22 protein-coding genes are annotated in these 23,288 nt (G+C 68.4%); 8 read left to right on the plus strand and 14 right to left on the minus strand.

What is annotated here, in order from left to right; translation table 11 throughout:
- Window positions 1–86: 86 nt before the first annotated feature.
- The 7 genes from EV147_RS16730 to EV147_RS16760 all read right to left on the minus strand — a co-directional run bounded on the left by EV147_RS16730 (window position 87) and on the right by EV147_RS16760 (window position 7,411).
- Complete coding sequence (locus tag EV147_RS16730; protein ID WP_130392341.1) at window positions 87–1,184, minus strand: porin; 1,098 nt, start codon at window positions 1,182–1,184, stop codon at window positions 87–89.
- Window positions 1,171–1,446, minus strand: a complete 276-nt coding sequence (locus EV147_RS16735; protein WP_130392342.1) for a XapX domain-containing protein — start codon at window positions 1,444–1,446, stop codon at window positions 1,171–1,173. Before EV147_RS16735 ends, EV147_RS16730 begins: the two co-directional genes overlap by 14 nt.
- Window positions 1,447–1,472: 26 nt before the next feature.
- Window positions 1,473–3,086 (minus strand): MFS transporter, encoded by a 1,614-nt coding sequence (locus EV147_RS16740; RefSeq protein ID WP_130392343.1) that lies wholly within the window; start codon window positions 3,084–3,086, stop codon window positions 1,473–1,475.
- Window positions 3,083–3,517 (minus strand): DoxX family protein, encoded by a 435-nt coding sequence (locus EV147_RS16745; RefSeq protein WP_130392344.1) that lies wholly within the window; start codon window positions 3,515–3,517, stop codon window positions 3,083–3,085. Before EV147_RS16745 ends, EV147_RS16740 begins: the two co-directional genes overlap by 4 nt.
- A 197-nt stretch (window positions 3,518–3,714) precedes the next feature.
- Window positions 3,715–5,658 carry an amidohydrolase gene (locus EV147_RS16750; RefSeq protein ID WP_130392345.1) on the minus strand — a complete coding sequence of 648 codons (1,944 nt, stop codon included), beginning with the start codon at window positions 5,656–5,658 and terminating at the stop codon, window positions 3,715–3,717.
- Window positions 5,659–5,670: 12 nt separating this feature from the next.
- A complete protein-coding gene (locus EV147_RS16755) occupies window positions 5,671–6,492 on the minus strand; it encodes an alpha/beta fold hydrolase (protein WP_130392533.1) in 822 nt (273 codons plus the stop codon).
- A gap of 232 nt (window positions 6,493–6,724) precedes the next feature.
- Complete coding sequence (locus tag EV147_RS16760) at window positions 6,725–7,411, minus strand: hydrolase (RefSeq protein WP_130392346.1); 687 nt, start codon at window positions 7,409–7,411, stop codon at window positions 6,725–6,727.
- A 519-nt stretch (window positions 7,412–7,930) separates the two neighbouring features.
- Here EV147_RS16760 and EV147_RS16765 point away from each other — a divergent pair.
- Complete coding sequence (locus tag EV147_RS16765; RefSeq protein WP_130392534.1) at window positions 7,931–8,590, plus strand: response regulator transcription factor; 660 nt, start codon at window positions 7,931–7,933, stop codon at window positions 8,588–8,590.
- A 27-nt stretch (window positions 8,591–8,617) separates the two neighbouring features.
- On the opposite strand, the gene EV147_RS16770 is transcribed toward EV147_RS16765, so the two are convergent.
- Window positions 8,618–9,871 (minus strand): Hsp70 family protein, encoded by a 1,254-nt coding sequence (locus EV147_RS16770; protein WP_130392347.1) that lies wholly within the window; start codon window positions 9,869–9,871, stop codon window positions 8,618–8,620.
- A gap of 429 nt (window positions 9,872–10,300) precedes the next feature.
- On the opposite strand from EV147_RS16770, the gene panE reads away from it, so the two are divergent.
- Window positions 10,301–11,224 (plus strand): 2-dehydropantoate 2-reductase, encoded by a 924-nt coding sequence (gene panE / locus EV147_RS16775; protein WP_130392348.1) that lies wholly within the window; start codon window positions 10,301–10,303, stop codon window positions 11,222–11,224.
- On the opposite strand, the gene EV147_RS16780 is transcribed toward panE, so the two are convergent.
- From EV147_RS16780 to EV147_RS26270, 3 genes are all read right to left on the minus strand, one after another.
- On the minus strand, window positions 11,221–13,248 hold the full coding sequence (locus tag EV147_RS16780) for a putative bifunctional diguanylate cyclase/phosphodiesterase (RefSeq protein WP_198680278.1): 2,028 nt from the start codon (window positions 13,246–13,248) through the stop codon (window positions 11,221–11,223). The two genes, panE and EV147_RS16780, sit on opposite strands and share 4 nt — an antisense overlap.
- 336 nt (window positions 13,249–13,584) lie before the next feature.
- Window positions 13,585–15,180 (minus strand): EAL domain-containing protein, encoded by a 1,596-nt coding sequence (locus EV147_RS16785; RefSeq protein ID WP_130392350.1) that lies wholly within the window; start codon window positions 15,178–15,180, stop codon window positions 13,585–13,587.
- Between the two features lie 108 nt (window positions 15,181–15,288).
- A complete protein-coding gene (locus EV147_RS26270) occupies window positions 15,289–15,672 on the minus strand; it encodes a hypothetical protein (RefSeq protein WP_235844783.1) in 384 nt (127 codons plus the stop codon).
- A gap of 277 nt (window positions 15,673–15,949) precedes the next feature.
- Between EV147_RS26270 and EV147_RS16795 the strand changes: the two genes are divergently transcribed.
- From EV147_RS16795 to EV147_RS16805, 3 genes are all read left to right on the plus strand, one after another.
- A complete protein-coding gene (locus EV147_RS16795; RefSeq protein ID WP_130392351.1) occupies window positions 15,950–16,306 on the plus strand; it encodes an antibiotic biosynthesis monooxygenase family protein in 357 nt (118 codons plus the stop codon).
- A gap of 18 nt (window positions 16,307–16,324) precedes the next feature.
- The gene (locus EV147_RS16800) at window positions 16,325–17,080 is read left to right on the plus strand and encodes a sulfite exporter TauE/SafE family protein (RefSeq protein WP_130392352.1); all 756 of its coding nucleotides are present in this window, start codon (window positions 16,325–16,327) and stop codon (window positions 17,078–17,080) included.
- A 95-nt stretch (window positions 17,081–17,175) separates the two neighbouring features.
- Window positions 17,176–18,294 (plus strand): extracellular catalytic domain type 1 short-chain-length polyhydroxyalkanoate depolymerase, encoded by a 1,119-nt coding sequence (locus EV147_RS16805; protein ID WP_130392353.1) that lies wholly within the window; start codon window positions 17,176–17,178, stop codon window positions 18,292–18,294.
- 3 nt (window positions 18,295–18,297) lie between these two features.
- Here EV147_RS16805 and EV147_RS16810 read toward each other — a convergent pair whose 3' ends face one another.
- Both EV147_RS16810 and EV147_RS16815 read right to left on the minus strand, forming a co-directional pair.
- Window positions 18,298–18,597, minus strand: a complete 300-nt coding sequence (locus EV147_RS16810; RefSeq protein ID WP_130392354.1) for a 2Fe-2S iron-sulfur cluster-binding protein — start codon at window positions 18,595–18,597, stop codon at window positions 18,298–18,300.
- Window positions 18,598–18,607: 10 nt separating this feature from the next.
- Window positions 18,608–19,213, minus strand: a complete 606-nt coding sequence (locus tag EV147_RS16815) for an IMPACT family protein (RefSeq protein ID WP_130392355.1) — start codon at window positions 19,211–19,213, stop codon at window positions 18,608–18,610.
- A gap of 164 nt (window positions 19,214–19,377) precedes the next feature.
- Here EV147_RS16815 and EV147_RS16820 point away from each other — a divergent pair, with 164 nt between their 5' ends.
- The 3 genes from EV147_RS16820 (at window position 19,378) to EV147_RS16830 (ending at window position 22,345) form a co-directional block, all read left to right on the plus strand.
- The gene (locus EV147_RS16820; RefSeq protein WP_130392356.1) at window positions 19,378–20,001 is read left to right on the plus strand and encodes a DUF938 domain-containing protein; all 624 of its coding nucleotides are present in this window, start codon (window positions 19,378–19,380) and stop codon (window positions 19,999–20,001) included.
- Window positions 20,002–20,180: 179 nt separating this feature from the next.
- A complete protein-coding gene (locus tag EV147_RS16825) occupies window positions 20,181–21,158 on the plus strand; it encodes a tripartite tricarboxylate transporter substrate-binding protein (RefSeq protein WP_235844784.1) in 978 nt (325 codons plus the stop codon).
- A 224-nt stretch (window positions 21,159–21,382) separates the two neighbouring features.
- Window positions 21,383–22,345, plus strand: coding sequence for a Bug family tripartite tricarboxylate transporter substrate binding protein (locus EV147_RS16830; protein ID WP_130392358.1), 963 nt, complete (start codon window positions 21,383–21,385; stop codon window positions 22,343–22,345).
- 14 nt (window positions 22,346–22,359) lie between these two features.
- Here EV147_RS16830 and EV147_RS16835 read toward each other — a convergent pair whose 3' ends face one another.
- Window positions 22,360–23,286 carry a LysR family transcriptional regulator gene (locus tag EV147_RS16835; protein WP_130392359.1) on the minus strand — a complete coding sequence of 309 codons (927 nt, stop codon included), beginning with the start codon at window positions 23,284–23,286 and terminating at the stop codon, window positions 22,360–22,362.
- Between the last annotated feature and the right edge of the window lie 2 nt (window positions 23,287–23,288).

The following is a 23,288-nucleotide window of genomic DNA, read 5'->3' on the forward strand; positions in this document are numbered from 1 at the left end:
AAGGATAGGCGCTCCGGACCAACTCCGCCACGGATCGGAGCGAATTCATACCATGGTATTAGTTCCCGATGAAGCGTGCCCCGCACCTAGAAGTAGTGCCGCATCCCAAGCGCGAACGTCTGCGGATCCGCGCCGGCGCTGACGCCCAGCTCGTTGATCGCGAAGTCGTAGACCGCATTGCGCTGGTTGTTGATGCGGCTGTAGAACGCGAACAGCGCGGTGCGCTTTGACAACGGGTAGTCGTAGCCGACCGTGATCTGCGTGGCACCGGTCTGGGAGCCGCTGCGGAAGAAGCCCACGGTGTCGGTGGAGGAACCGGTGCCGTTGGACGCCAGCCCGAAGCCCAGCCGCACGCTGCCCGGACCGAGTTTCTGCACCAGCGACGCATAGTAGGCATTGCGTTGCAGGTCGCCGGTGTCGGTGCGGTAGTGCAGGTGCTCGTAGACGGCCGAGATGCGGGTGCCGGCAAACAACTGGTACGCGATGCCGACCTTGAGCGCATCGTCATTGCGGCCGGCGGCCTGGTAGTGCTGGTGGATCTCGTAGGCCACGGTGGCGTTCAGCGGACCCTTGTCGTAGACCAGCGCCGCCGAGTACAGCGCCGGATTGCGCGGGACGGTGGTCTTTTCCTCGGGCAGTCCCCAGCCCAGCCAGAGACTGGCGCCGCCAAACTGCGGCGAGCGGTACTGCACGATGTTCTTCTGGCGGCGGTCGAAGGAACTGGTGTCCTGCACATTGTCCGAGCTGGAAGTGGAGCCGTTGCCGATCAGTGCCATGTACCCCGCCGTGGTGGGGTAGTACGGATCGTAGGCCATCGTGGACTCGGTATAGGGCGTATGCCAGTGCCCCATGAAGAACAGGCCATAGTCGCCCTGCAGCCCGATACGCGAGTTGCGCGTGGCAATGCCGCCCTGGCCGTTGTCGATCGACAGGTTGCTCTCGATCTGCCAGAGCGCCTTCAGCGAGCCGCCCAGCTCTTCCTCGCCGCGCAGGCCCCATACCGAACGGTAGTTGGTCTGGCGCACGACGCTGCCCAGCGAGGTGCCATCGGTCGCCGTGCTCGCACGCGAGTACTCGATGGCGGTGTTGAGGCGGCCGTAGAGCGTGACGGTGCCGGCGAGGGCGGGGGCGGGGAGCGCTGACAGAGCCGCCAGCAGCAGGGGCAGCCGTTCAATGCGCCGCATCGCCGTCCTTCTTCTCGTTGGCGGCTACCAGCGGCCCCGGCGTACCGGTGATCTTCGGCACGCATTCGGCGTGGAACCACGCGGCGGTGACCGGCTCGCCGGCGATCATGCGCTTGATCGGCGGCACGACCTGCTCGCCGATCAGCATGCCGAGCAGGCCCAGCAGCGCCACGGCGGGCGGGGCCGGCGAGCGGACCTGCATCAGGGCGTAGATGATGCCGACCAGCACGCCGGCGCCAAGGGATACGAGGTAGATCTTCATGATGTGTCTCGATACAGGGTTGGAGGTCAGCGCGCGCCAGGCGGCAGGCCCACGCCAAGCAGGTGGCGCACGCGCGGCGGTTCGGTGCCGACATGGAAGCCGGCCACGCCGCGCTGCAGATCCGCATCGGCATTCGGCACGCGGCGGTGCTGGCGCATGTGCTCGGCCCAGGATTCCACGAGGAACCATTCGGTCAGCAGCTCGGGGTTGGCCGGGTCTTCCATGACGCCCCAGTTGAACGCGCCGTCGCGCAGCCGCTCCTCGGACAGCCCGTGCACGGCGCGCAGGAAGTCGTCGCGGCTGGCGGCCGGGATGCAGTACTCGATCAGGATCATGACCGGGCCGCGATCGTGCGCGATCTCGTCGGCCATTTCGGGCTCGGCCCAGTGGCGCGCCGGCGCAAGATCTTCCTCGCCACGCGGCAGGCGGATGCGGTGCAGCAGCAGGGCGGCCACCACCAGCCCGATGCCGGCGATCAGCAGCGCGTGAGGCGTGCCCAGGGCCTGGGCGACAAAGCCCCACAGCAGGCTCCCGCCCGCCAGCGCACCGTTGAAGACCATCTGGTAGACGGCCAGCGCACGGCCCCGCACCCAGTTCGGCAGGATGGCCTGGGCGGCGCCGCCGAGCGTGGTCAGCGCCATGATCCAGGCCGCGCCGAGCACCAGCAGCAGCGGCAGCGCGAGCCAGACCGGCGGGGCGAAGGACAGGCCCGCCATCACGGCGGCCGTGGCGATGGCCGAGGCCAGCACCACGCCGTCGCTGTCGAGCTTCTTCTGCAGCGACGGCATGGTCAGCGCGCCCAGGATGGCGCCCGCGCCCACCGCGCCGAGCAGCACGCCGTACAGGCCGGCGCCACCATGCAGCAGTTGCTTGGCCACCAGCGGCAGCAGGGCCCAGACGCTGCTGCCGAATGCGAAATGCACCGCCGCGCGCAGCAGCACGATATGGAGCTTGCTGTGGGCGCGCGTGAAGCGCAGGCCCGCGCGGAACGCGCTGAAGAAGTGTTCGCGCAGCGGATCGGTGGGTTGTTGCGGCCGCTTCCACCAGATCAGCGCACCGATCACGAAGATGTAGCTGACGAGGTCGGCGCCGTAGGTAGCGGCGGCGCCGAAGCCGGCCAGCAGCAGGCCACCGGTGGCGGGACCGATGGCCCGCGCGATGTTGACGCCGAGCGCGTTGAGCGCCACGGCCTGGCGCAGCGTGCTCGGCGGTACCAGCTCCGGCACGATCGACTGCCAGGTCGGCCCCATCATCGCGGCGCCGATGCCGCCGACGAAGGCCAGCCCGATCAGCAACTCGATGGTCAGGCCCTGTTGCCATGACAGCAGCGCCAGCGTGCCGCTGACGGCGGCCAGCAGGAACTGGATCACGATCAGGAAGCGCCGGCGGTCGAGGATGTCGGACAGCACGCCGGCGGGGATGGCCAGCAGGAACACCGGCAGCGTCGCGGCGGCCTGGATCGTGGCCACGGCGGCGGGCGACGTCGACAGGTCGGTGGCCAGCCATGCGCTGGCCACGTCGCGCATGAAGCTGCCGACGTTGCCGAGCACCGTGGCCACCCACAGCACGGCAAAGGTGGGCTGCGCCAGCGGCGCGAACGAGCCGGCGGGCTTGGCGGCGGATGCGGTGGCCTGCGTCATGCGCGGCCCCGCTGGTTCAGGTCATGCCAGGCCACCAGGATGAAGCCGCCGACCAGGCCCAGATGCTCGAAGAACGCGTTGGCCATCATGAATTGCGCCTCGGGCGGGGCGTCCCAGAAGCGGTTGGCCAGGAACATGGCGCCCAGCGTGAAGGCGGCCAGCGCCAGCGCGCCGAGCCAGCGGAACACGCCGAGCAGGATCATGGCCGGTGCGGCCAGTTCGAGCGCGATCGTGGCGGCGGCCAGCGGCACGGCCGGCGACAGCCCGAAATGCTGCATCTCGGCGACCGCGCCGGAGAAATCGAACAGCTTGACGAGCCCGCCTTGCAGGTATGCCGCGCAGAGCAGCAGCAGGGCGAGCCAGTGGAGCCAGCGGGGGAGGCGGGTCGTGCCGGAGCCGGCTGCCGCCAGGGGGGATGAGGAGGGATGCATGGCGAGTCTCCGGGGGAATCGGGAATGCGGAATACGGGGGGTTGCCTGCTCCCCTCTCCCGCATGGCGGGAGAGGGGCTGGGGGTGAGGGCATGGCGGTGCAATCTGCCTGCGTCGCGTCTTGAGAGGCTGGCCCTCACCCCCAACCCCTCTCCCACGTTGGGGGAGAGGGGAGCAATACAGCGGAGTGGTGACGTATCAGAACGCCCAGCAAGAACATCCCAGCGCGCCCCAGAACGTGCTTTCGTCCGAGGTCGGGGCGCTGGTGGTCCAGGCCTTGGCATGGGCGTGGCCGTGTACGCCGCACGAGCTGGCGCAGCCGCAGGCCGTGTTCATCGCCAGCTTGGTCTGGGCCGTGGGACGCGGCTGGTACTTGCTGCCGTGACGCGCCGGCGACCAGTCGGGCATGGCCGGCGGAATCTGGGGCGAGAGCTTGTCGAACTCGTTGTCGCCATAGACCACCTTGCCGCCGAGCACGGTCATCACCGAGGTGATGTCCTGGATATCGTCGCCCGGCACGGCGAAGTAGTCGGCCGAGAGCACGGCCAGGTCGGCCAGCTGGCCGGGCTTGATCTGGCCTTTCTTGCCTTCCTCGGACGAGAACCAGGTGTTGGCCTCGGTCCACAGGCGCAGCGCGGTCTCGCGGTCGAGCAGGTTGGCCTGCGGGTACATCGCCATGCCGCCCACGGTCTTGCCGGTGGTCAGCCAGTACAGCGAAACCCACGGGTTGTACGACGCCACGCGCGTGGCGTCGGTACCGGCGCCTACCTTCACGCCCTTTTCCAGCATCTTCTTGATCGGCGGCGTGGCTTCGGCGGCCTTGGCGCCGTAGCGCTCGACGAAATACTCGCCCTGGTAGGCCATGCGGTGCTGCACCGCGATACCGCCGCCCAGTGCGGCGATCCGGTCGATATTGCGGTCGGTGATCGTCTCGGCGTGGTCGAAGAACCAGTTCAGGCCGTTGAACGGCACGTCCTTGGCCACCTTCTCGTAGACATCCAGCGCACGCGAGATGGTCTCGTCATAGGTGGCGTGCAGGCGCCACGGCCAGCGCTTCTCGGCCAGCAGGCGGATCACCGGCTCCAGGTCGCCTTCCATCGACGGCGGCATGTCCGGGCGCTCGACGCGGAAATCCTCGAAGTCGGCGGCCGTGTAGACCAGCATTTCGCCCGCGCCGTTGTGGCGGTACAGGTCATCGCCCTGGCCCGGCTTGACCGTGGACGTCCAGGTCTTGAAGTCGGCCAGTTCTTCCTTGGGCTTCTGCGTGAACAGGTTGTAGGCCAGGCGCACCGTGAGCTGGCCGTCGCGGTGCAGCTCCTCGATGATGTTGTAGTCCTCGGGGTAGTTCTGGTAGCCGCCGCCTGCGTCGATCACGCCGGTCACGCCAAGCCGGTTCACCTCGCGCATGAAGTGGCGCGTCGAGTTCTTCTGGTACTCGGCCGGCAGCTTCGGGCCCTTGGCCAGCGTGGCGTAGAGGATGGTCGCGTTCGGCTTGGCCAGCAGCAGGCCGGTGGGGTTGCCGGCCTTGTCGCGGATGATCTCGCCGCCCGGCGGGTTCGGCGTGTCCTTGTTGTAGCCCACGGCGCGCAGCGCGGCGCCGTTCAGGATGGCGCGGTCGTACAGGTGCAGGATGAACACGGGCGTATCGGGCGCCACGGCGTTCAGTTCCTCGATGGTCGGCAGGCGCTTCTCGGCGAACTGGTGCTCGGTGAAGCCGCCCACCACGCGCACCCACTGGGGCGCCGGGGTGCGGGCGACCTGGTCCTTCAGCATGCGCATGGCGTCGGCCAGCGAGCGCACGCCGTCCCAACGCAGTTCCATGTTGTAGTTCAGGCCACCGCGGATGATGTGCATGTGGCTGTCGATCAGCCCGGGAATGGCCCGCCGGCCGTTCAGGTCCACGATCTTCGTCGTCGCTGCCGCGAGCTTCATGACCTCGTCGCGCGTGCCCACGCTGACGAAACGGCCATCCTGGATGGCTACGGCGTCGGCCTGCGGGTTGGACTTGTCAAGGGTGGTGAACTTGCCGTTGACGAGGATGAGGTCGGGGGTCGGGGTCGGTGACATTGCAAAAAGCTCCGAAGAGGCTGCCGCGCCCAGGGCGGCAGCCGAGGCAATGAATTGCCGGCGGGATACAGACATGAAGCGTGGACCTTAGCTGTTGATGAAGGCCAGCAGGTCGGCGTTGACCTGGTCGGCGTGGGTCACGCACATGCCGTGCGGGGCGCCCGGGTAGATCTTCAGCGTGGCGTTCTTGACGATCTTGGCCGACAGCTTGCCAGCGTTGTCGATCGGCACGATCTGGTCGTCATCGCCATGCAGCACCAGCGTGGGCACGTCGATCTTCTTGAGGTCCTCGGTGTAGTCCACTTCCGAGAACTCCTTGACGCACAGGTACTGGCCCAGGATGCCGCCGGCCATGCCCTGCGCCCAGAAGGCGTCGATGGTGCCCTGCGAAACCTTGGCATTCGGACGGTTGAAGCCGAAGAACGGCATCGCCAGGTCCTTGTAGAACTGCGACCGGTTATCGGCCACGCCCTTGCGGATGCCGTCGAACACTTCCAGCGGCAGGCCGTTCGGGTAGGCGGCGCTCTTGGCCATGGTCGGCGGCACGGCGCCGATCAGCACGGCCTTGGCCACGCGCTTCGTGCCGTGGCGGCCGATGTAGTGCGACACCTCGCCGCCGCCGGTGGAGTGGCCCACGAGCACGGCTTCCTTGATGTCGAGCGTGTCGAGCACGGCGGCCAGGTCATCGGCATAGGTATCCATGTCGTTGCCGCGGGCCGGCTGGTCCGAGCGGCCATGGCCGCGGCGGTCATGGGCGATCACGCGGAAGCCCTTCTGCACCAGGAACAGCATCTGGGCGTCCCACGCATCGGCGTCGAGCGGCCAGCCGTGCGAGAACACGACCGGGCGGCCACTGCCCCAGTCCTTGTAAAAGATGCGCGTACCGTCTTTGGTGGTGATGTAGCTCATGTCTTTCGATCCTGAGGAGAGATGGGAAGAGGCGCCTTTCTTCGTGGCCGCGTCGGCCATGGCAGGGGCGCCCAGCGTGACCGCGGTCACGGCGGCAGCGCCGACCGTCCCCGCACCCGACAACAGCACCTTGCGCCGTGACGACGAGTGTCCGGCGGCTTGTGTCTCGTTCTGCTTGCTCATTAAAGGATATGGACGAATGAAAGTCTGGTGAAAGTGATGGCCGGGCGTTTCAGCGGGCGGCGACGGGGGCCACCGACTCGTGCGGCGTGGCGGTACGCTGCCCGGCCTTGTGCACCATCGTGTAGGCGTAGTCCACGCCCATGCCATAGGCGCCCGAGTGCTCCTTGACCAGCTTCATCACGGCGTCGTAGGTGTCGCGGTGGGCCCAGTCGCGCTGCCACTCCAGCAGCACCTGCTGCCAGGTCACGGGCACCACGCCGGCCTGCACCATGCGCTGCATGGCGTAGTCGTGGGCTTCCTTGGTGGTGCCGCCGGAGGCGTCGGCCACCATGTAGATCTCGTAGTCGCCTTCGAGCATGGCGCACAGCGCGAACGTGGTATTGCAGACTTCGGTCCACAGCCCGGCCACGACCACTTTCTTGCGGCCGTTCGCGGCCAGCGCGTCGCGTACCTTCTGGTCGTCCCACGAGTTCATCGAGGTGCGCTCCAGCGTCTTCTGGCCCGGGAACACGTCGAGGATCTCCGGGAAGGTGTAGCCCGAGAACGAATCGCTCTCCACCGTGGTGATCGTGGTCGGCACGTTGAAGATCTTCGCGGCCTTGGCCAGGCCGACCACGTTGTTCTTCAGCGTCTGGCGGTCCATCGACTGCACGCCGAAGGCCATCTGCGGCTGTTGGTCGATGATGATCAGCTGGCTGTTCTGCGGCGTCAGCACTTCGAGCTTCGGGTTGGACATGATGTTGCTCCTTGATACGAAGGTTGGGGGCGACGTGCGGCGGTACGGCGATGGCCGGCCCTCCGCACGGGTCGGATCGCACAGGGGACATCCCCGGGGGTGGTGCGATGCAACCCGACGTAAAGCCTAGATGGCCGGCGCGCAGGGGGCCATTGGCCGATCGTATTAGCCGGCGCGGCCTCGGTGTTACCGATGCGCCGCAACGCGCTTCCGGCCATACCGATGGCGTAGCGGCGGGCAACACCCGGTTGGCAGCCTGCGCAGGGTAGGGCTACGCGCGCGGGCGCGCCATAGACACTTCGTATGGGTTGGACACCGCGGTGCGAGGGGGGGGCGGCGGCGGAATGCGGCGGGCCGGCGCCGTGCCGGAGGGCGCCGGCCTCACACATTGGTATAGGTGGCAGCCCGGCGCGCGGTGTGTTGAAATGCGGGCTTCCAGGGGAAGTGCGCCGGGCCGCGGGGTCATGGCCACTGGCATCAGGCCGCCCCACCACCCAGCGAAACGGAGAGAAGAGCGTGATGGCGCAGAGTGGCGAGCCCACCGGCAGCGACGCCGGGGACGACGATGCCATGGTGATCGTCGTCGACGACGACACCATGCTGCGCAATGCGCTGGGCAACCTTTTCCGGTCGGTGGGCATGCCGGCCGTGCTGTTCGGCTCGGCCGCCGAACTGCTCGACTACAAGATTCCGGATGTGCCGTGCTGCCTCGTGCTGGACGTGCGCCTGCGCGGCCCCAGCGGGCTGGACCTGCAGAGCCGGCTGGCCCAGATGGGCAACCATATCCCGATCATCTTCATGACCGGCTACGGCGACATCGCCATGACGGTGACGGCCATGAAGGCTGGCGCCGAGGATTTCATGGCCAAGCCGTTCCGCGACCAGGACCTGCTCGATGCGGTCTCGGCGGCCATCGCCAAGGACCGGCTGCGCCGCAAGGGGCTGCGCAAGGTCGAGGAAATCCGCGCCAACTACGCCACGCTGACGCCGCGCGAGGCCGAGGTAATGGGCATGGCCGTCTCGGGCCTGCTGAACAAGCAGATTGCCGGCGAGATCGGCATCAGCGAGGTCACCGTGAAGATCCACCGCGGCCAGGCCATGCGCAAGATGCGGGCGCGCACCTTTGCCGACCTGGTGCTGATGGCGCAGCAGATCGGCATCTGCAAGGCCGATCTGTAGCGCCGATCTGCAGCGTTCTCCGCGCTGTCAGGCGAACTTGCGGGCCGCGTCCAGCGCCAGGCCCGAGCCGATGCCGCCGAACAGGTCGCCCTCCACGCGGCGCGCGGCCGGCAGCAGCCGGGCCAGTTGCTCGCGCAGCAGCGGCACGCTGCTGGAACCCCCGGTGAACAGGATCGTATCGACCGCGTCGGCCGTCACGCCGGCGGTCTTCAGCATGCCCTGCACGGTGTCGGCCGTCTTTGCCACCAGTTTGGCGATCGATTCGTCGAAATCGGCGCGGGTGATCTCCAGCGTGGTGTCCGGGGCAATCCGGGCCAGGTCCACGATGGTGCTGGTCTCGCCCGACAATGCAATCTTGGCAGCCTCCACCTGGATCGCCAGCCAGTGCCCGGCGCGTTCGCGGATCAGCCGGATCAGGCGGTCGAGCTTATCGGTCTCGGCGGCGTCGCGGTAGTTGTCCATCACGATGGCCCAGGCGCGGCGCGTATAGACCAGGTTGATGGTGTGCCAGCTGGCCAGGTCGAAATACTGGCCCGACGGCATCGCCTTGCCGTTGCGCAACTGGCTGTTCAGGCCCAGCAGCGGCATCACGCTGGCCAGGCTCAGCGCGCGGTCGAAATCGGTGCCGCCGATGTGCACGCCGCCGTTGGCCAGGATGTCCTCGCGGCGATCGATCTTGCGCGCCCGCTCGGGCGACAGCCGCACCAGCGAAAAGTCCGACGTCCCGCCGCCGATATCGGCCACCAGAACCAGTTCCTCGCCGGTAATGCCGGCTTCGTAGTCGAACGCGGCGGCAATGGGCTCGAACTGGAAGGCAATGTCACGGAATCCGGCGTCTCGCGCGATTTCGGCCAGCGTGTCCTCGGCCAGCTGGTCGGCGGCGGCGTCCTCGTCGATGAAATGCACCGGACGGCCCAGCACCGCCGCGCTGAATTCGCGGCCGGCGGACCGTTCGGCGCGGCCCTTGAGTTCGCCGATGAAGTGCGCCAGCAGCTTGCGGAACGGCATGGCCTGGCCCATGACCTCGGTGCTGTCGTCCATCATGGACGTGCCCAGCAGGCTCTTGAGCGAACGCATCATGCGGCCTTCGTACCCGGCCAGGTAGTCGGCCAGCGCCGCGCGGCCATAGCTGACCAGTGGGTCCTCGGCATGGAAGAAGATCACCGACGGCAGCGTGGCCTTGCCGTCTTCAAGCGGCAGCAGCGTCGGCGCGCCCGGGCGCAGCCAGCCGACGGTGGAGTTGGACGTGCCGAAATCGACGCCGCAAGCGTGAGAAATCATGGGATTCAGGGGTTCAGGTGCAGCCAAAAGCAGACGGCGGCCAGGCGGCCGCCGTTGTACGGGGCGATATTGTAGGGGGTTTCCGTGTCGGGCACCCGGCGCGGCATCGGGAATCTCCCGATCCGGGTTTGTGCCAACTGTTCGTCACGCCGCGGCTGCAGTCTACTGAAGCCACAGGTTGCAGTCTTGGAAAACCAACGGGAGACAACCATGGTGACCACGCAGGACGATGCACGCATTTTCCGGAACCTGATGGCCCTGGCCGCCGTCGAGACCCTTGGTGGAGCGGTGGCGCTGGGGTTCGTGTTCAATCTGCTGACCTGATCTGCGCCCGGCACAGGCCCGGCACAGGCCCGGCACCAATCCCCGACCCCCACTACAATGCCCCATCGCCCGGCGCACGGCCGGGCCTGACCTGGGGAGTCGGAGATGCGTATTCTGGTGGTGGGGGCGGGTGCCATTGGCGGGTATTTCGGTGCGCGGCTGTTGCAGGCCGGGCGCGATGTCACCTTTCTGGTGCGGGCGCGCCGGGCCGCGCAACTGGCCGGGAATGGCCTGCGTGTCAGGAGCCCGCACGGCGACCTGCACATTCCCGATCCGCCGCGCGTCCTGACGGCCGGCATCGCCGCGCCCTATGACGTGGTACTGCTGAGCTGCAAGGCGTACGACCTCGGCAGCGCCATGGACGATATCGCGCCTGCCGTGGGCCCCGGTACTGCGATCGTGCCGATGCTCAACGGCATGGCCCACCTCGACCAGCTCGACGCCCGCTTCGGCGCGGAGCGCGTCATGGGCGGCCGCTGCATGATCTCCAGCACGCTCGACGACGACGGCACCATCGTGCAGCTCTCGCCGATGCACGTCCTGTCCTTCGGCGAGCGTCCTTCGGGCACCAGCGACCGCTCCAGGGCGCTGGCCGCGCTGTTCGGCAACGCAGGGTTCGACCTCCAGCACAGCGAATCGATGCTGCAGGACATGTGGGAGAAATGGTTCTTCCTGGCCACGCTGGCGTCGTCCACGTGCCTGATGCGGGCGGCCATCGGCGACATCCTGGCCGCGCCGCGCGGCCGCGAGACCATCACTGCGCTGCTCGACGAGTGCGCTGCCATTGCCGCCGCCAACGGCCATCCGATCCGCGAGCCGGCGCTGGCCCAGGCGCGCACCAACCTGCTCACCGATGGGTCGAAGATGACGGCATCGATGCTGCGCGACATCGAGCGCGGCGCCGCGATCGAGTCGGACCAGATCGTCGGCGACCTGCTGGCCCGCCGGCAGCAGGCCGGGGCGCCCACGCTGCAGTTGGCGCTGACACACCTGAAAGCGTACGAAGCGCGCCGCGCACGCGGCGGCTAGGCCGGGGTGGCGGCGCTGGCGAGGATGGTCACGCCGCACGGCTGCGCGCTGCGGGCGTCGAGCCAGGCCGGCAGGTCGGCCTCGGGCATCGGGCGCGCCAGCAGGTAGCCCTGCATCGCCTGGCAGCCGATGGCGATCAGGGTCTGCCGGTCGGCCTCGTATTCCACGCCCTCGGCCACCACCTCGAAGCCGAACGAGCGCCCCAGGCTCAGCACGGCGCGCATCAGGTCCTGGTTGCGCGGCGAGCCGGCAATGCCGGTGATGAAGCTGCGGTCCACCTTGACGCAGGCGGCACCCAACTGGCGCAGCGCCCCCAGGCCCGAGTACCCCACGCCGAAATCGTCGAGCGCGATGGCCACGCCGGCGCGGGCCAGGTTGCCGAGCTTGCCCTGCACCGCGTCCACGTCGAGCGCGATTTCCTCGGTGATTTCCACGGTCAGCAGCGCGGGCGGGATGCCGCATTCGGCCAGCGTGGACAGCAGCAGCCGGTCGATATCGACCTGCGCCATCTCGCGCGGCGACAGGTTGATCGCCACCGGGATCTGGCGGCCCTCCCGGGCGTGGATCACCTTCAGCAGCCGGCACACCTTGGCCAGCGTGGCGCGCAGCAGCGGCTCGGAGAGCCCCGAGGCGGCCGCCACTGACACCAGCTCGGGCGGCGGCACCCAGCCGTGGCGCCAGTGCTTCCAGCGGATCAGCGCTTCCAGGCTACGCACCCGCGTGCCGCCATCGGCAAAGATCGGCTGGAACCAGACTTCGAGCATGTCGTCGGACAGCGCACGCGGCAGGTCGCGCTCGATGTCGCGCTGCATCTTCATGTGGCGGCGCAGGTCCTCGTCGAACACGTAATGGCTGTTGCGGCCCAGGCGCTTGGCCGCGTAGAGCGCCGCGTCGGCAAAGAGCAGCATGTCGTCGAGGCTCAGGTCCGGACCCCGGCAGATGCCGATGCTGATGCCGACCGGGCAGTACTCGTAGCCGTCCAGCGGCTCGCCCACGGCGGCGATCAGCCGCGTGGCCAGGCTGGCCGGGCAGTCTGACGCCTCGAACGGATCGTAGAGGATCATGAATTCGTCGCCGCCCATGCGGCCCACCATCATGTCCGGGCCGGCCACGGCCGCGAGCCGCCGCGCCACCTCGCGCAGCACGCCGTCGCCGGCCTTGTGGCCGAACGCGTCATTGATGACCTTGAAACCGTCGAGGTCGAGCAGCAGCAGGCAGTGGCGTCCGCTGCTGCCATGGCTGAAGCGCCGGTTGGCGAGGTCGAAGAAGCCGCTGCGGCTCAGCAGGCCGGTCAGCGGGTCCTGGCTGGCGAGCGTCCACATCTCGTCGGCGCGGGTCAGCGCGTCCGCGTGGGCCACGCGCAGCGAATGCTGGATGGCCGTGGCTTCGTTCTTGAGCCGGATCGAATGGCGGATCTGCCGTTCGCTTTCGAGCGTGCACCGGATCAGGGCGGCAAGGTACAGCAGCGTGGTGAAGGCCAGCCAGTAGCGGTCGAAATCGCCGAAGACCACGAGGCAGGCAGCGGCGGAGAGCAGTGGCGGTGTGATGAAGCAGAGCGGGATGGGGGCGTAGGCGAAACCGTGTGTCACGGCGCCGGCGGTGATGCCGCAGACCACGGTCAGGTAGAACAGCGCCTGTGGCGAGGTATAGCCGTTGCACAGCATCGGGATGGCGGCCCAGGTGAGCCCGGACAGCAGTGCCAGCGTGCAGTGGGCGCGCAGGTGCAGCGCAACCGCGCGGTGCAGGCGTGGATCGTCGCCCCGCAGCGCGGCGCCTGCCTTGTTGACCGGGCGCTGGCACAGCCAGATGCGCAGCAGGTTGCAGAGCAATGAAACAACAAACCAGGCGCTCGCCGCCGGGCCGCGTCCGGCGTGCCATGCCACCGCCAGCACGCTGATGCCGAGCACGATGTTGATCGGGATCGAGATGCGTACCGTGCGGCAGACCGCCTGCAACTGGTCATGCCGGGTGAGGCGAGCCAGCGAGGCATCGATGGCCGTGCCGCCTCGCTGATCGGCGGGCACGGGTGCCAACGCCGCACTACGAATTGTCTTCATCGGTCCAAGCCCGTCGCCGGCCAGCGGCGGGCGGTTCTGACCTGCCCGCGCCGCCTTCCGGCGATTTCCTGCGCCCCAAAAATACCTTGTTCCTGCTTTTTATTGTGATATCTGCCGCTGCGTCCGCCTGTTGGCTGTCTGGCCGTGGCGTGCCGGCAGTTTCATGAACCTGGTGCCTGAACTCCACGCGGCCCGGAGGGTGCCCCGCCCTGGTGCCGCGCCACCCCGGTGGTCCGGATTGGAACGCGGAGTATAAGGCCGAAGTGTGAAAGCGGGACGGCGGTGTTGCTGTACCCCGACGGTTCAGGCGCGACTGTCTGCCACGGTCCGGCCCGCGATGGCGTGCCGGCGCCAGAAGTCGAGGAATGCCGGTGCCGGCATGGCCTTGCCGAACAGCCAGCCCTGGCCGTACTGCACGCCGCGCTGCTGCAGCGCCTCGCGTTGCGGGGCGGTCTCGATCCCCTCGGCCACCATGCGCATGTCGAGCGCCCGGGCCATGTCGATGATGTGCGGGCCGACGCTGCGCGTGGGACTGTCGGTGGTCATCGATTCCACGAAGGCCCGGTCGATCTTCAGGCCGTCCACGTCGAGGTCCTGCAGGTAGGCCAGGCTGGAATACCCGGTGCCGAAATCGTCGATCAGGATCAGGTGGCCGGCGCGGCGGAACGCGGCGATGGCATCGCGGCAGGCGGCATCGTTGGCGAAACCCCGCTCGGTGACCTCGATCCACACCTGCTCGGCACCCACGCCAGCCCGGGCCAGTTCGGCGGACAGGAACGGCAGCGTGTCGGCACGCCGGAAATCCTCGGCAGACAGGTTGATGGAGACATGCAGGCCAGGGTGCGCCGCCAGATGGGTGCCAAGGTCACGGACGAGGACTTCGATCATGCAGCGGGTGATCGCGTGGATCACGCCCACCGCCTCGGCCATGGGGATGAAGTTGTCGGGCATGGCGACCTGCCCGTCCGGCATCCGCCAGCGCACCAGCGCCTCGGCGCCGACGCAGCGGCCATCCTCCAGCGCCATCACCGGCTGGTACAGCACGAAGAACTCCTTGCGGCGGATGGCATCGCGCAGCGCGTGCTCGGGGCTGCGCAGGCGCCGGCCCCAGCGCAGCATCAGCCAGGTGGCCAGCATGCTGACCACCAGCGCCACGGGTACGCTGGCGTAGAGCAGGTTGGTCCAGGTACTGGCCAGCTCCACCGACGGTTCGTAGGCCACCACGGCGAAGGGCAGGCTGGCCGATTGCCTGACGTCGAGGTAGCGCCCGTCGCGCAACTGACCGTCGAGCTTCCCGACCCACGCCCGATGCAGCGTGGTGCCGTCGGTATCGTGCCAGGCCACCACGACGCGGCCCGTGCCGGTATCGATCATGCCGAGCCGGATATGCTCGTCGAACGGCACGATGTCGATGAAGAACTGGGCGTCGACCACGGCCACGTGGCGGCCAACGCGGAATTGCATGGTGCGCTGCGGTTCGTTGGTGGCGCCGGGCCGGTAGCTGGCGCCCAGCGCCGCCAGCGGTGTCCAGGTGCCCGTCTGGCCCTCGATGCTGCGCAGCGCGCCGGGCATCGACGACGACGCGCACAGCAGTTGTCCCTGGTCAAGGTAGGTGATCTGCCTGACGTAGCGGTGCTGGAGGTCCGCCTCGCGCATGGCATCGAGATGGGCGGCGCTGCAGTCGTGCCCGGCAAAGGCGTCGGCCGCGCCGGCGGCGGCGATGGCGTCGCGCGCCACGGCTTCCACGCGCTGCAGCGCCCGCTCGGTGAACTGGTCCACGCGTTGCCGGAACAGTTGCTCGGCGAATTCGTGCGACAGCCACGCGGTGAGTGCCACCGGCCCGCAGATCCCGAGCGCGACCACGCAGAACATGAAGAACCAGAGGCGCAGCCTGCTCATGATCGTTCGGGTCGGAAGGGATGCGTGGCAGGATACCAGACCGGTATCGCTGCACGATCTGATATGGCGCAGGCGACGATCAGATATGTGGGACGTTCGCGGCGGCCGTCAGCGCGTGGGGCGCCCGCGCAGCGCCCGGGCGGCGCCGATGTCCACGAGATGCTGCTTCCACGCCGAGAACACGGTGTCCAGGCATGCCGCCGAATCGCAGCGGTCGCGCCGGGCGCGGAAGCCGTCGATGTCGGCCTGCGAGATCACGCCGGCCTGCAGCAGCCGCTGCTGGTCGGTGTAGATGCGCTGGTAGCCCATCGAGAACAGCGCGTGTTCGCAGATGATCTGGCTGGCGCGGTTGGCTGGCGCGTCGCAGGCAATGTCGTTGGCCTGGGCGGCGCCGGCCAGGGCCAGCAGGACGGCGGCCAGGCCGGACTTGAGCAGGGGGATCACGGGAAAAGCGCGGATGAACGCGGAATCGTCGGCAAGGCGCACGATCATAGCGCAGGCGGGCCGCCCTAAAAAAAAGAGCGCCCGCCGGGGAGAGCGGGCGCAACGGAGGGAGGATGGTCCTCAAGAAGAGGTGATTCCATGGTAGGGCAGGGCCCGGCGTCGCACCATCGTGCGATGGTATGCCCGGCGCTATCCATGAGGATGCCCGACCGCAACGATCCGGCGCCGCCGCGCCCATTCGACATTTCACGACAAGCTGAAGCATCGGTCCCGGAATGCTGGGATCATGGGGCCATCCCGCCAGCAAGAACAACCAGGAGCCCCCATGATTGCCGTGATCTTCGAAGTCGAGCCCGCGCCGGGCCGGCAGGACGCCTACCTCGATATTGCCGCCCACCTGAAGCCGACGCTGGAGGCGATCGACGGCTTCATCTCGGTCGAGCGCTTCCAGAGCCTGACCACGCCCGGCAAGCTGTTGTCGCTGTCGTTCTTCCGCGACGAAGCGGCGGTGCTCGCGTGGCGCAATACGCTCGACCACCGCAAGGCGCAGGCGGCCGGGCGCGGTGGCGTGTTCGCCAACTACCGGTTGCGCGTGGCGCAGGTGCTGCGCGACTACGGGCTGGACCAGCGCGACGAGGCGCCGGCGGACAGCCGCGCCGCCCACGATGCCCACGAACACTGACGCCCGGGAGCCTTTGGCATGACGACGTTTCAACCCGGCTATGAGTTTGCGTTCATCGGCCTGACCTTCCTGCTGGCCGGCTTCGTCAAGGGCGTGGTGGGGCTGGGCCTGCCCACGGTGGCCGTGGGGCTGCTCGGGCTGGTCATGCCGCCCGCGCAGGCTGCCGCGCTGCTGGTGGCGCCATCGATGGTGACCAACGTGGTGCAGCTGTTCAGCGGGCCACGCTTCGGCCAACTGGTGCGGCGGCTCTGGACCATGCTCGTGGCGATCTGCGTGGGCACCTGGCTGTGCGCGGCGCTGGTGCCGGCCACGCTGATGGCGCACGCCACCAATGCCCTGGGCGTGGCGCTGATCTTCTATGCGATCCTGGGCCTGGCGGCGGTCCGGCTGACCGTGCCGGCGCGCGCCGAGCCGTGGCTGGGCCCGCTGGCCGGGCTGGTCACGGGCGCGATCACGGCGGTGACCGGGGTGTTCGTGATTCCGGCCGTGCCCTACCTGCAGGGGCTGGGGCTGGACAAGGAGAGCATGGTGCAGGCGCTCGGGCTGTCGTTCACGGTGTCGACGATCGCGCTGGCCGTGAGCCTGGCGCTGGGCGGGGCACTGTTGCACATGCCGGTGCTGGGTGCCTCGGCGCTGGCGCTGGTGCCGGCGCTCGGAGGCATGTTCCTCGGCCAGTGGCTGCGCCACCGGATCAGCGCCGAACGCTTCCGCAAGCTGTTCTTTTGCGGGCTGTTGCTGCTGGGTGCCGAACTGGCGCTGCGGGGTGCCTTCTGACAGGGCCGTCCGCGAGAAGCTGACACAATTCCGCTCCATACTCGTGCATCATCGCAATCTGGCTTGAGGCAGCACGGGACGAGAGGCGGAGCGGCATGAAGCGGCACACCGGTGGCTTGAAGTTGTGGACAACGCTGAGCAAGCAGGCGACGCGCAGTGCGCGCCAGCTTCAGCGCACCATGGCGCGTACCGTGACCGATCCGATGTTGCGCGCCGCCCAGAAGCAGGGGCAGGCCGCCAGCAAGGCCATGGGCGAAGCGATGGGCAAGGCCACCCGGCGCGCGCTGAGCGGCGTGGTCACGCCGGCGCGCGCGCCGGTGAGCCGTGGCGGCGGGTCCTGGGAAGAGGGCGACTGGGGTTTCGGCCTCGGCATCGGGCGCATGGCGCATCGCCACTACCGCGTCTTCGTGCCGCCCGGCGTGAGCGCCGCACGGCCTGCGCCGCTGCTGGTGCTGCTGCACGGCTGCGGCCAGGATGCCGCGAGCTTCGCGGCGTGTACGCGCGTGGCCACGGTGGCGCGCGACGCGCGCTGGATCGTGCTGATGCCCGAGCAGTCGGTACCCGCCAACGGTCAGCGCTGCTGGAACTGGTTCCGGCCGATGGCGCGTGGCGCCTCGGAAACGGCCCTGCTGATGGCAATGATCGACCATGTGGTGCGCCGCTACCCGGTGGTGGCCGAGCGCGTCTGCGCGTTCGGGCTGTCGGCGGGTGGCGCCATGGCGACCATGCTCGGCCTGAACTATCCGGACCGTTTCGCCGCCATCGGTTCCCACTCGGGCGCCGCGCCGTACAGCGCGCTGAATGCCACGCAGGCCACCAAGGCCATGCGCGGCGAGCGCTCCCCCGACATCACGGCGGCCCGGCTCGCGCTGGCCGGCCGCCGCGCGCCGCCCCTGCTGCTGCTCCATGGCGACGAGGACAGCGTGGTGACCTACGACAACGCCACCTCCACCGCCGCGCTGTGGCTCGAACTGACGCCGCCCGGCATGCCGAAGCCGGAAGCGCAGGCGCCCCGCCGCGTGCGGCGTGGCACGCGGCGCGCGGTGGATGTCTTCGACTGGCAGTCCGGGCCGCGTCCTTACCTGCGGCTGGTCAGGGTGGAGGGTTTGCGCCATGCGTGGAGCGGCGGCACGCCCGGGCAGGCGTTCTCGGACCCATCCGGGCCTGATGCGCTCAAGATCGCACTGCGGTTCTTCTCGGTCAACGGCCGCTAGCGCCTAGCTGGTGCCCACCGGCTCGAACGTGACATCGCTGGTGGGGCACGCCACGCACGGCAGGATGTAGCCGTCTTCCTTCTCGTCGACACTCAGGCCCGGCCAGTCGATCCGGTAGCGGACGCTGCCCGCATGGAGCCGGCTCAGGCAGGCCCGGCAGGTGCCGTTGCGGCAGGAACTGGGCAGCGGCCGGCCGTCGAGCAGCGCGGCTTCGAGCAGGCTCAGCGAGGCCGGTGCCGGAAAGCGGGCGCCGCCCGGCAGCACGCAGGCCGTGAATTCAGCGTCGTCGGTTGGCGCGGCCATGGCGTGGCACTCAGGCATCGGCTTGCGGAAATGCGGCCCGCCCATGGGTGGCATCGCGCAGGGCTGCCGTGGCGGGCTCGCGCAGCGCGGCGGGCAGGCGGATGGTGAGCGTGGCCAGCGCGCCATAGGCGGTATCGGCCAGCGAGCAGCCATCGGCGGCAGACTGGTCGATCCAGCGCCGCACGCGCGGCTCGTCGGCATAGTCCACCTCGACGGTCAGCGTGGCATAGGCAATGCGCTCGACACGCGGGGCATCCTTGAGCGCGCCGGCGATGGCGTCGGTATAGGCGCGCACCAGTCCGCCGGCCCCCAGCTTGATCCCGCCGTAGTAGCGCACCACGGCGGCCAGCACCCCGTCGAGATCATGGTGGCGCAACACTTCGAGGATGGGCCGTCCGGCGGTGCCCGAGGGCTCGCCGTCGTCGGACATGCCCGATTGCCCGCCCGCCAGCAGCGCCCAGCACACGTGCGTGGCGGTGGGATGCGTGGTGCGCAGGTCGTGGATCACGGCCATGGCCGCGTCACGGTCGGCCACCGGCACGGCCAGGGCGATGAAGCGGCTCTTGCGGATCTCGATCTCGGCGTGGACCGGGGCGGCAAGCGTGTACGTGGGCAAGGTCTGAAACGGGCAGGGTAGGCGGACAGAAGGCCGAGTGTAGCGCACGGGCGGCTCGTCGCTGCGCATTGGCTGACCCCGCAGACGCGCCGGGGCTGCTAACCTGTGGCCTGGCCGCCGGCCCAGACCGGAGAAACGCCCACCGCTACCCCGCAGGAGATGGCATGACAGAGCCCACCGCAGACATCACCGCGCGCCGCATGGCGCCCGCCACCGAGCGCAACCGCGCTCCCATCCTGGCCGTGTTGCGCCAGATACTGCCGGTATCCGGCACGCTGCTGGAAATTGCCAGCGGCACCGGCCAGCATGCCGTGCACTTTGCCGCCGCGCTGCCCGGACTGACCTGGCAGCCCAGCGACCCGGACGCGACCCACCGCGAGTCGATCGCCGCCTGGACGGCCCACGCCCAGCTTGCCAACGTACTGCCGCCGCTCGATATCGACGTGCGCCGCGAACCGTGGCCGGTTGACCGCGTGGACGCCATGGTCTGCATCAACATGGTCCACATCTCGCCCTGGGCCGCAACCGGGGCGCTGTTCGCGGGTGCCGGCCGGCGCCTGGCGCCCGGCGGCGTGCTCTATCTCTATGGCCCGTACCGCCGCCACGGCGCCCATACGGCGCCCAGCAACGAAGCCTTCGACCGGCAACTGCGCGTGGCCGACGCCGACTGGGGCGTGCGCGACATGGAGGACGTGGTGGCGCTCGGCGCGACCCATGGCCTGGCCTGCGACGAGCCAGTGCCGATGCCGGCCAACAACTTCAGCCTGGTGTTCCGCAAGCCGGCCTGACGGCGGGCGCCGCATGCCGGGCGCGTTCGGATTTGCCGTACGCACCATTCGGCTTTTCCGGATTGCCGTGACTGGCGGTTTTCCCGCAACCTTCCCCCCGACAGTAGAACAAGCCGTGCGGCGACAGGTCGCCCCGGCGCTATCGGAGACAGAAGATGGTTCGGAAACATGCGGTTTTGATGGCATCGTGCGTCCGCCTGGCGGTGGGTGCGCTGGGCGTGGCCTTGGGATCAGCGGCGGCGGCGTCGGACGCGTTCCCGTCCAAGCCGATCGTGCTGGTGGTGCCGTTCGCGGCCGGCGGCCCGACCGATGTCGTGGCCCGCGCACTCGGGCAGGCGATGTCGAAGGATCTTGGCCAGAGCGTGGTGGTAGAGAACCGCCTCGGGGCCGGCGGCACGGTGGCGGCGGCTTTCGTCGCCCGGGCGCAGCCGGACGGCTACACCATCCTGATCCATCACAACGGCATGGCCACGGCGCCGGCGCTCTACAAGAAGCTGTCGTACGACCCGCTCAAGGATTTCGACTACATCGGGCAGGTGGCCGACGTGCCGATGACCATGCTCGGCAAGAAGGACCTGCCACCGAACAACGCCGCGGAACTGGTCAAGTACGTCAAGGACAACAAGGACAAGGTCACGCTGGCCAACGCGGGCCTGGGCGCCGTGTCGCAACTTTGCGGCCTGCTGTTCGAAGAGGCCGTGGGCGTCAAGATGACGGCCATCCCCTACCAGGGCACCGGCCCCGCCATGACCGCCCTGCTGGGCGGGCAGGTGGACCTGCTCTGCGACCAGACCACATCCACGCTGCCGCAGATCGCCGCGCACCGCGTGAAGATGTACGGCGTGACCACTCCGGCCCGCATCAAGGCGCTGCCCAACAGCCCGACGCTCGACGAACAGGGCGTGAAGGGTTTCTCGATGAAGGTCTGGCACGGCGTCTACGCGCCAAAGGGCACCCCGCCCGCCGTCACGGCGCGGCTCACCAAGGCGCTGCAGCAGGGGCTCAAGGATCCGGTGGTGGCGAAACGGCTCGACGAACTCGGCGCCGAGATCGTCCCGGTCGAGAAACAGACGCCTGCCGGCCTGCAGACCTGGCTCAAGGCGGAAAGCGGGAAGTGGCAGCCGCTGCTGAAGACGATGAAGGTGGAGGCGCCGTAAGGGCTTTCCGCTGCCCCGATCCAAAGCGGGGTCCGTTCCCGGACCCGTTTCCGGCCCGCCACGTGCGGGCCGTTCCCATTGGACGATGGCCGCTTCAGGTATGCCATGTTGTGATGGCAGCGGCCAAATATTCTATTTCTCTATCGCTAGTTCCGTGGATAACATGGCTTTCACGGGGGCACGGCGGTTGCTGCCCCGGACAAGAACATCATCCCGGAAGAGACATGAAACAGTTCCTCATCAAGGTGGGGGTTGGTGCGCTCGTTGCCTGCAGCGCCCACGCCCAGCAAGCCTATCCGGACCGCCCCGTGCGGATGATCGTCGGCTTTGCGGCAGGCGGCAGTACCGATCTGGTGGCGCGGATCGTCGCCAGCAGGATGAGCGCGCTCCTTGGCCAGTCCGTCGTCGTGGAGAACCGTGCCGGCGCCGGCGGGACCATAGCGACCGACGCGGTGGCGAAATCGAAGGCGGATGGCTATACCGTGCTGTTTGGCACCAGTTCCCACGCCATCAATGCCTCGCTCTACAAAAAGCTGCCTTACGATTCCAACGATGTCGTGCCGATCTCGATTGTCGCGTCCGTGCCGATGGTGCTTGCCGTGAATCCGGCGGTGAAGACCAACACGGCAAAGGAGTTCATCGACGAGATCAGGAAGCATCCGGGCACCTATTCCTACGGGTCGGCCGGCAAGGGAAGTGCCCTGCATATGGCGGTCGAGCTGTTGGCTTATCAGGAGAAGCTGCAGGTCACCCATGTTCCGTTCCGGGGCGCCAGCCAGGCGATCCAGTCGGTGATTTCCGGAGATATCCCCTTCATCACCGATGCCGTATCGACGGCCGCGCCGATGATTCAGACAGGCAAGCTGAAGGCGCTTGCCGTCACCACTGCCACGCGGTCGTCAGTGCTGCCCAATGTGCCGACCATGAAGGAAGCGGGTTTCCCGTCCTATGACACGTCGATCTGGAACATGGTGATGGTGCCGAGGGGGACGCCGCCGGCTGTCATCGACAAGCTCGGCGCGACACTGCTGGCAACGATGAAGGACCCGGACGTGCAGCAGCGCATGCTGAAACTTGGCGTGGAGCCCGTGCAGGGCTCCACGCCGGAGAAGGCCGCCGCATTCGTGGGGGCGGAAACCCGCCGCTGGGCGGAGGTCATCAAGGCTGGGGCCATCCAGCAGGAATGAGCGCTCCCGCCGCGCTAGCTGCCGATCCAGCTGGCACCCGGCCAGGCTCCGTCGAGTACCAGCCGGCGCATCAGCGCGACCAGCTCGCCGGCGACGAAGCTGCTGGCCGGGGAGGGTCGGCGGCTGCTGGCATGCGCCAGGACGATGCGGCGTGACAGGTTCGGCGAGACGATAGGTGCCCCGTCCAGAGCACCTGTTTCGAGTTCCTCCGAGATTGCCGAACTCGGCAATACCGAGTAGCCGAAGCCCTGGGCCACGAGGGCCTTCTGTACGCTGAGCGCATTGGTCTCCATGGCCACCATCGGCGTGATGCCTGCCACCGCGCATGCATGCTCGACCACGCCGCGCAGGCCGTGGCGGACACTTGGCAGGACGAGGGGAATGTCCTTCAGGCTTTGCACCGTGGCCCCGGCGCCGGGCAGCGACCCCGGCGCGCCGATCAGGTAGAGCTGTTCATCGAGCAATGCCTCGGCGGCCAGGCTGGACGAGACCTTGGTGTCGTAGAGCAGGGCCACCTCGACGTCGCCCGCTTCCAGCCATTCCAGCACGTTCCCGGCATACCCGGCGTTGATCCGTACAACCAGTTGCGGGTGTTTTGCCTTGACTGCCGAGACCAGTTCCGTGGCAAGCAGCTCGCAGGTACTCGGCAGGAGGCCGATGGCTGCAGTGCCCGACAGCTCACGGCTGGCTGGCTTGATCTGCGCCTTGGCGCGGTCGAGTTCCTGGATCGCGCGTCGCGCGTACTCCGCCATCGTGCGGCCGGGCTCCGTGAGCACCATGCCGTGCCGTTCCCGCTCGAACAACTCCACCCCAAGCTCTTCTTCCAGCAGGCGCACGTGCCTGGAAACGGCTGGCTGGACGATGCGAAGCATGTCCGCAGCCTTGGTGGCGCTGCCCGTCTCGGCAATTGCCAGGAGGGCCCTGAGTTGCTTGATATCCATTG

This window comes from Cupriavidus agavae, assembly GCF_004217045.1.
In the GTDB taxonomy this organism is placed as follows: Bacteria; Pseudomonadota; Gammaproteobacteria; order Burkholderiales; family Burkholderiaceae; genus Cupriavidus; species Cupriavidus agavae.

Bases quoted from the DNA above. Each gene is read 5' to 3' on its own strand.
- EV147_RS16835 (WP_130392359.1), bottom strand. From the start codon at position 23,286: ATGGATATCAAGCAACTCAGGGCCCTCCTGGCAATTGCCGAGACGGGC.
- EV147_RS16785 (WP_130392350.1), bottom strand. From the start codon at position 15,180: ATGAGCAGGCTGCGCCTCTGGTTCTTCATGTTCTGCGTGGTCGCGCTC.
- EV147_RS16760 (WP_130392346.1), bottom strand. From the start codon at position 7,411: ATGTCCAACCCGAAGCTCGAAGTGCTGACGCCGCAGAACAGCCAGCTG.
- EV147_RS16730 (WP_130392341.1), bottom strand. From the start codon at position 1,184: ATGCGGCGCATTGAACGGCTGCCCCTGCTGCTGGCGGCTCTGTCAGCG.
- EV147_RS16800 (WP_130392352.1), top strand. From the start codon at position 16,325: ATGACGACGTTTCAACCCGGCTATGAGTTTGCGTTCATCGGCCTGACC.
- panE (WP_130392348.1), top strand. From the start codon at position 10,301: ATGCGTATTCTGGTGGTGGGGGCGGGTGCCATTGGCGGGTATTTCGGT.
- EV147_RS16770 (WP_130392347.1), bottom strand. From the start codon at position 9,871: ATGATTTCTCACGCTTGCGGCGTCGATTTCGGCACGTCCAACTCCACC.
- EV147_RS16750 (WP_130392345.1), bottom strand. From the start codon at position 5,658: ATGTCTGTATCCCGCCGGCAATTCATTGCCTCGGCTGCCGCCCTGGGC.
- EV147_RS16810 (WP_130392354.1), bottom strand. From the start codon at position 18,597: ATGGCCGCGCCAACCGACGACGCTGAATTCACGGCCTGCGTGCTGCCG.
- EV147_RS16745 (WP_130392344.1), bottom strand. From the start codon at position 3,517: ATGCATCCCTCCTCATCCCCCCTGGCGGCAGCCGGCTCCGGCACGACC.
- EV147_RS16740 (WP_130392343.1), bottom strand. From the start codon at position 3,086: ATGACGCAGGCCACCGCATCCGCCGCCAAGCCCGCCGGCTCGTTCGCG.
- EV147_RS16755 (WP_130392533.1), bottom strand. From the start codon at position 6,492: ATGAGCTACATCACCACCAAAGACGGTACGCGCATCTTTTACAAGGAC.
- EV147_RS16735 (WP_130392342.1), bottom strand. From the start codon at position 1,446: ATGAAGATCTACCTCGTATCCCTTGGCGCCGGCGTGCTGGTCGGCATC.
- EV147_RS16765 (WP_130392534.1), top strand. From the start codon at position 7,931: ATGGCGCAGAGTGGCGAGCCCACCGGCAGCGACGCCGGGGACGACGAT.
- EV147_RS16825 (WP_235844784.1), top strand. From the start codon at position 20,181: ATGGCATCGTGCGTCCGCCTGGCGGTGGGTGCGCTGGGCGTGGCCTTG.
- EV147_RS16830 (WP_130392358.1), top strand. From the start codon at position 21,383: ATGAAACAGTTCCTCATCAAGGTGGGGGTTGGTGCGCTCGTTGCCTGC.
- EV147_RS16820 (WP_130392356.1), top strand. From the start codon at position 19,378: ATGACAGAGCCCACCGCAGACATCACCGCGCGCCGCATGGCGCCCGCC.
- EV147_RS26270 (WP_235844783.1), bottom strand. From the start codon at position 15,672: ATGATCGTGCGCCTTGCCGACGATTCCGCGTTCATCCGCGCTTTTCCC.
- EV147_RS16795 (WP_130392351.1), top strand. From the start codon at position 15,950: ATGATTGCCGTGATCTTCGAAGTCGAGCCCGCGCCGGGCCGGCAGGAC.
- EV147_RS16805 (WP_130392353.1), top strand. From the start codon at position 17,176: ATGAAGCGGCACACCGGTGGCTTGAAGTTGTGGACAACGCTGAGCAAG.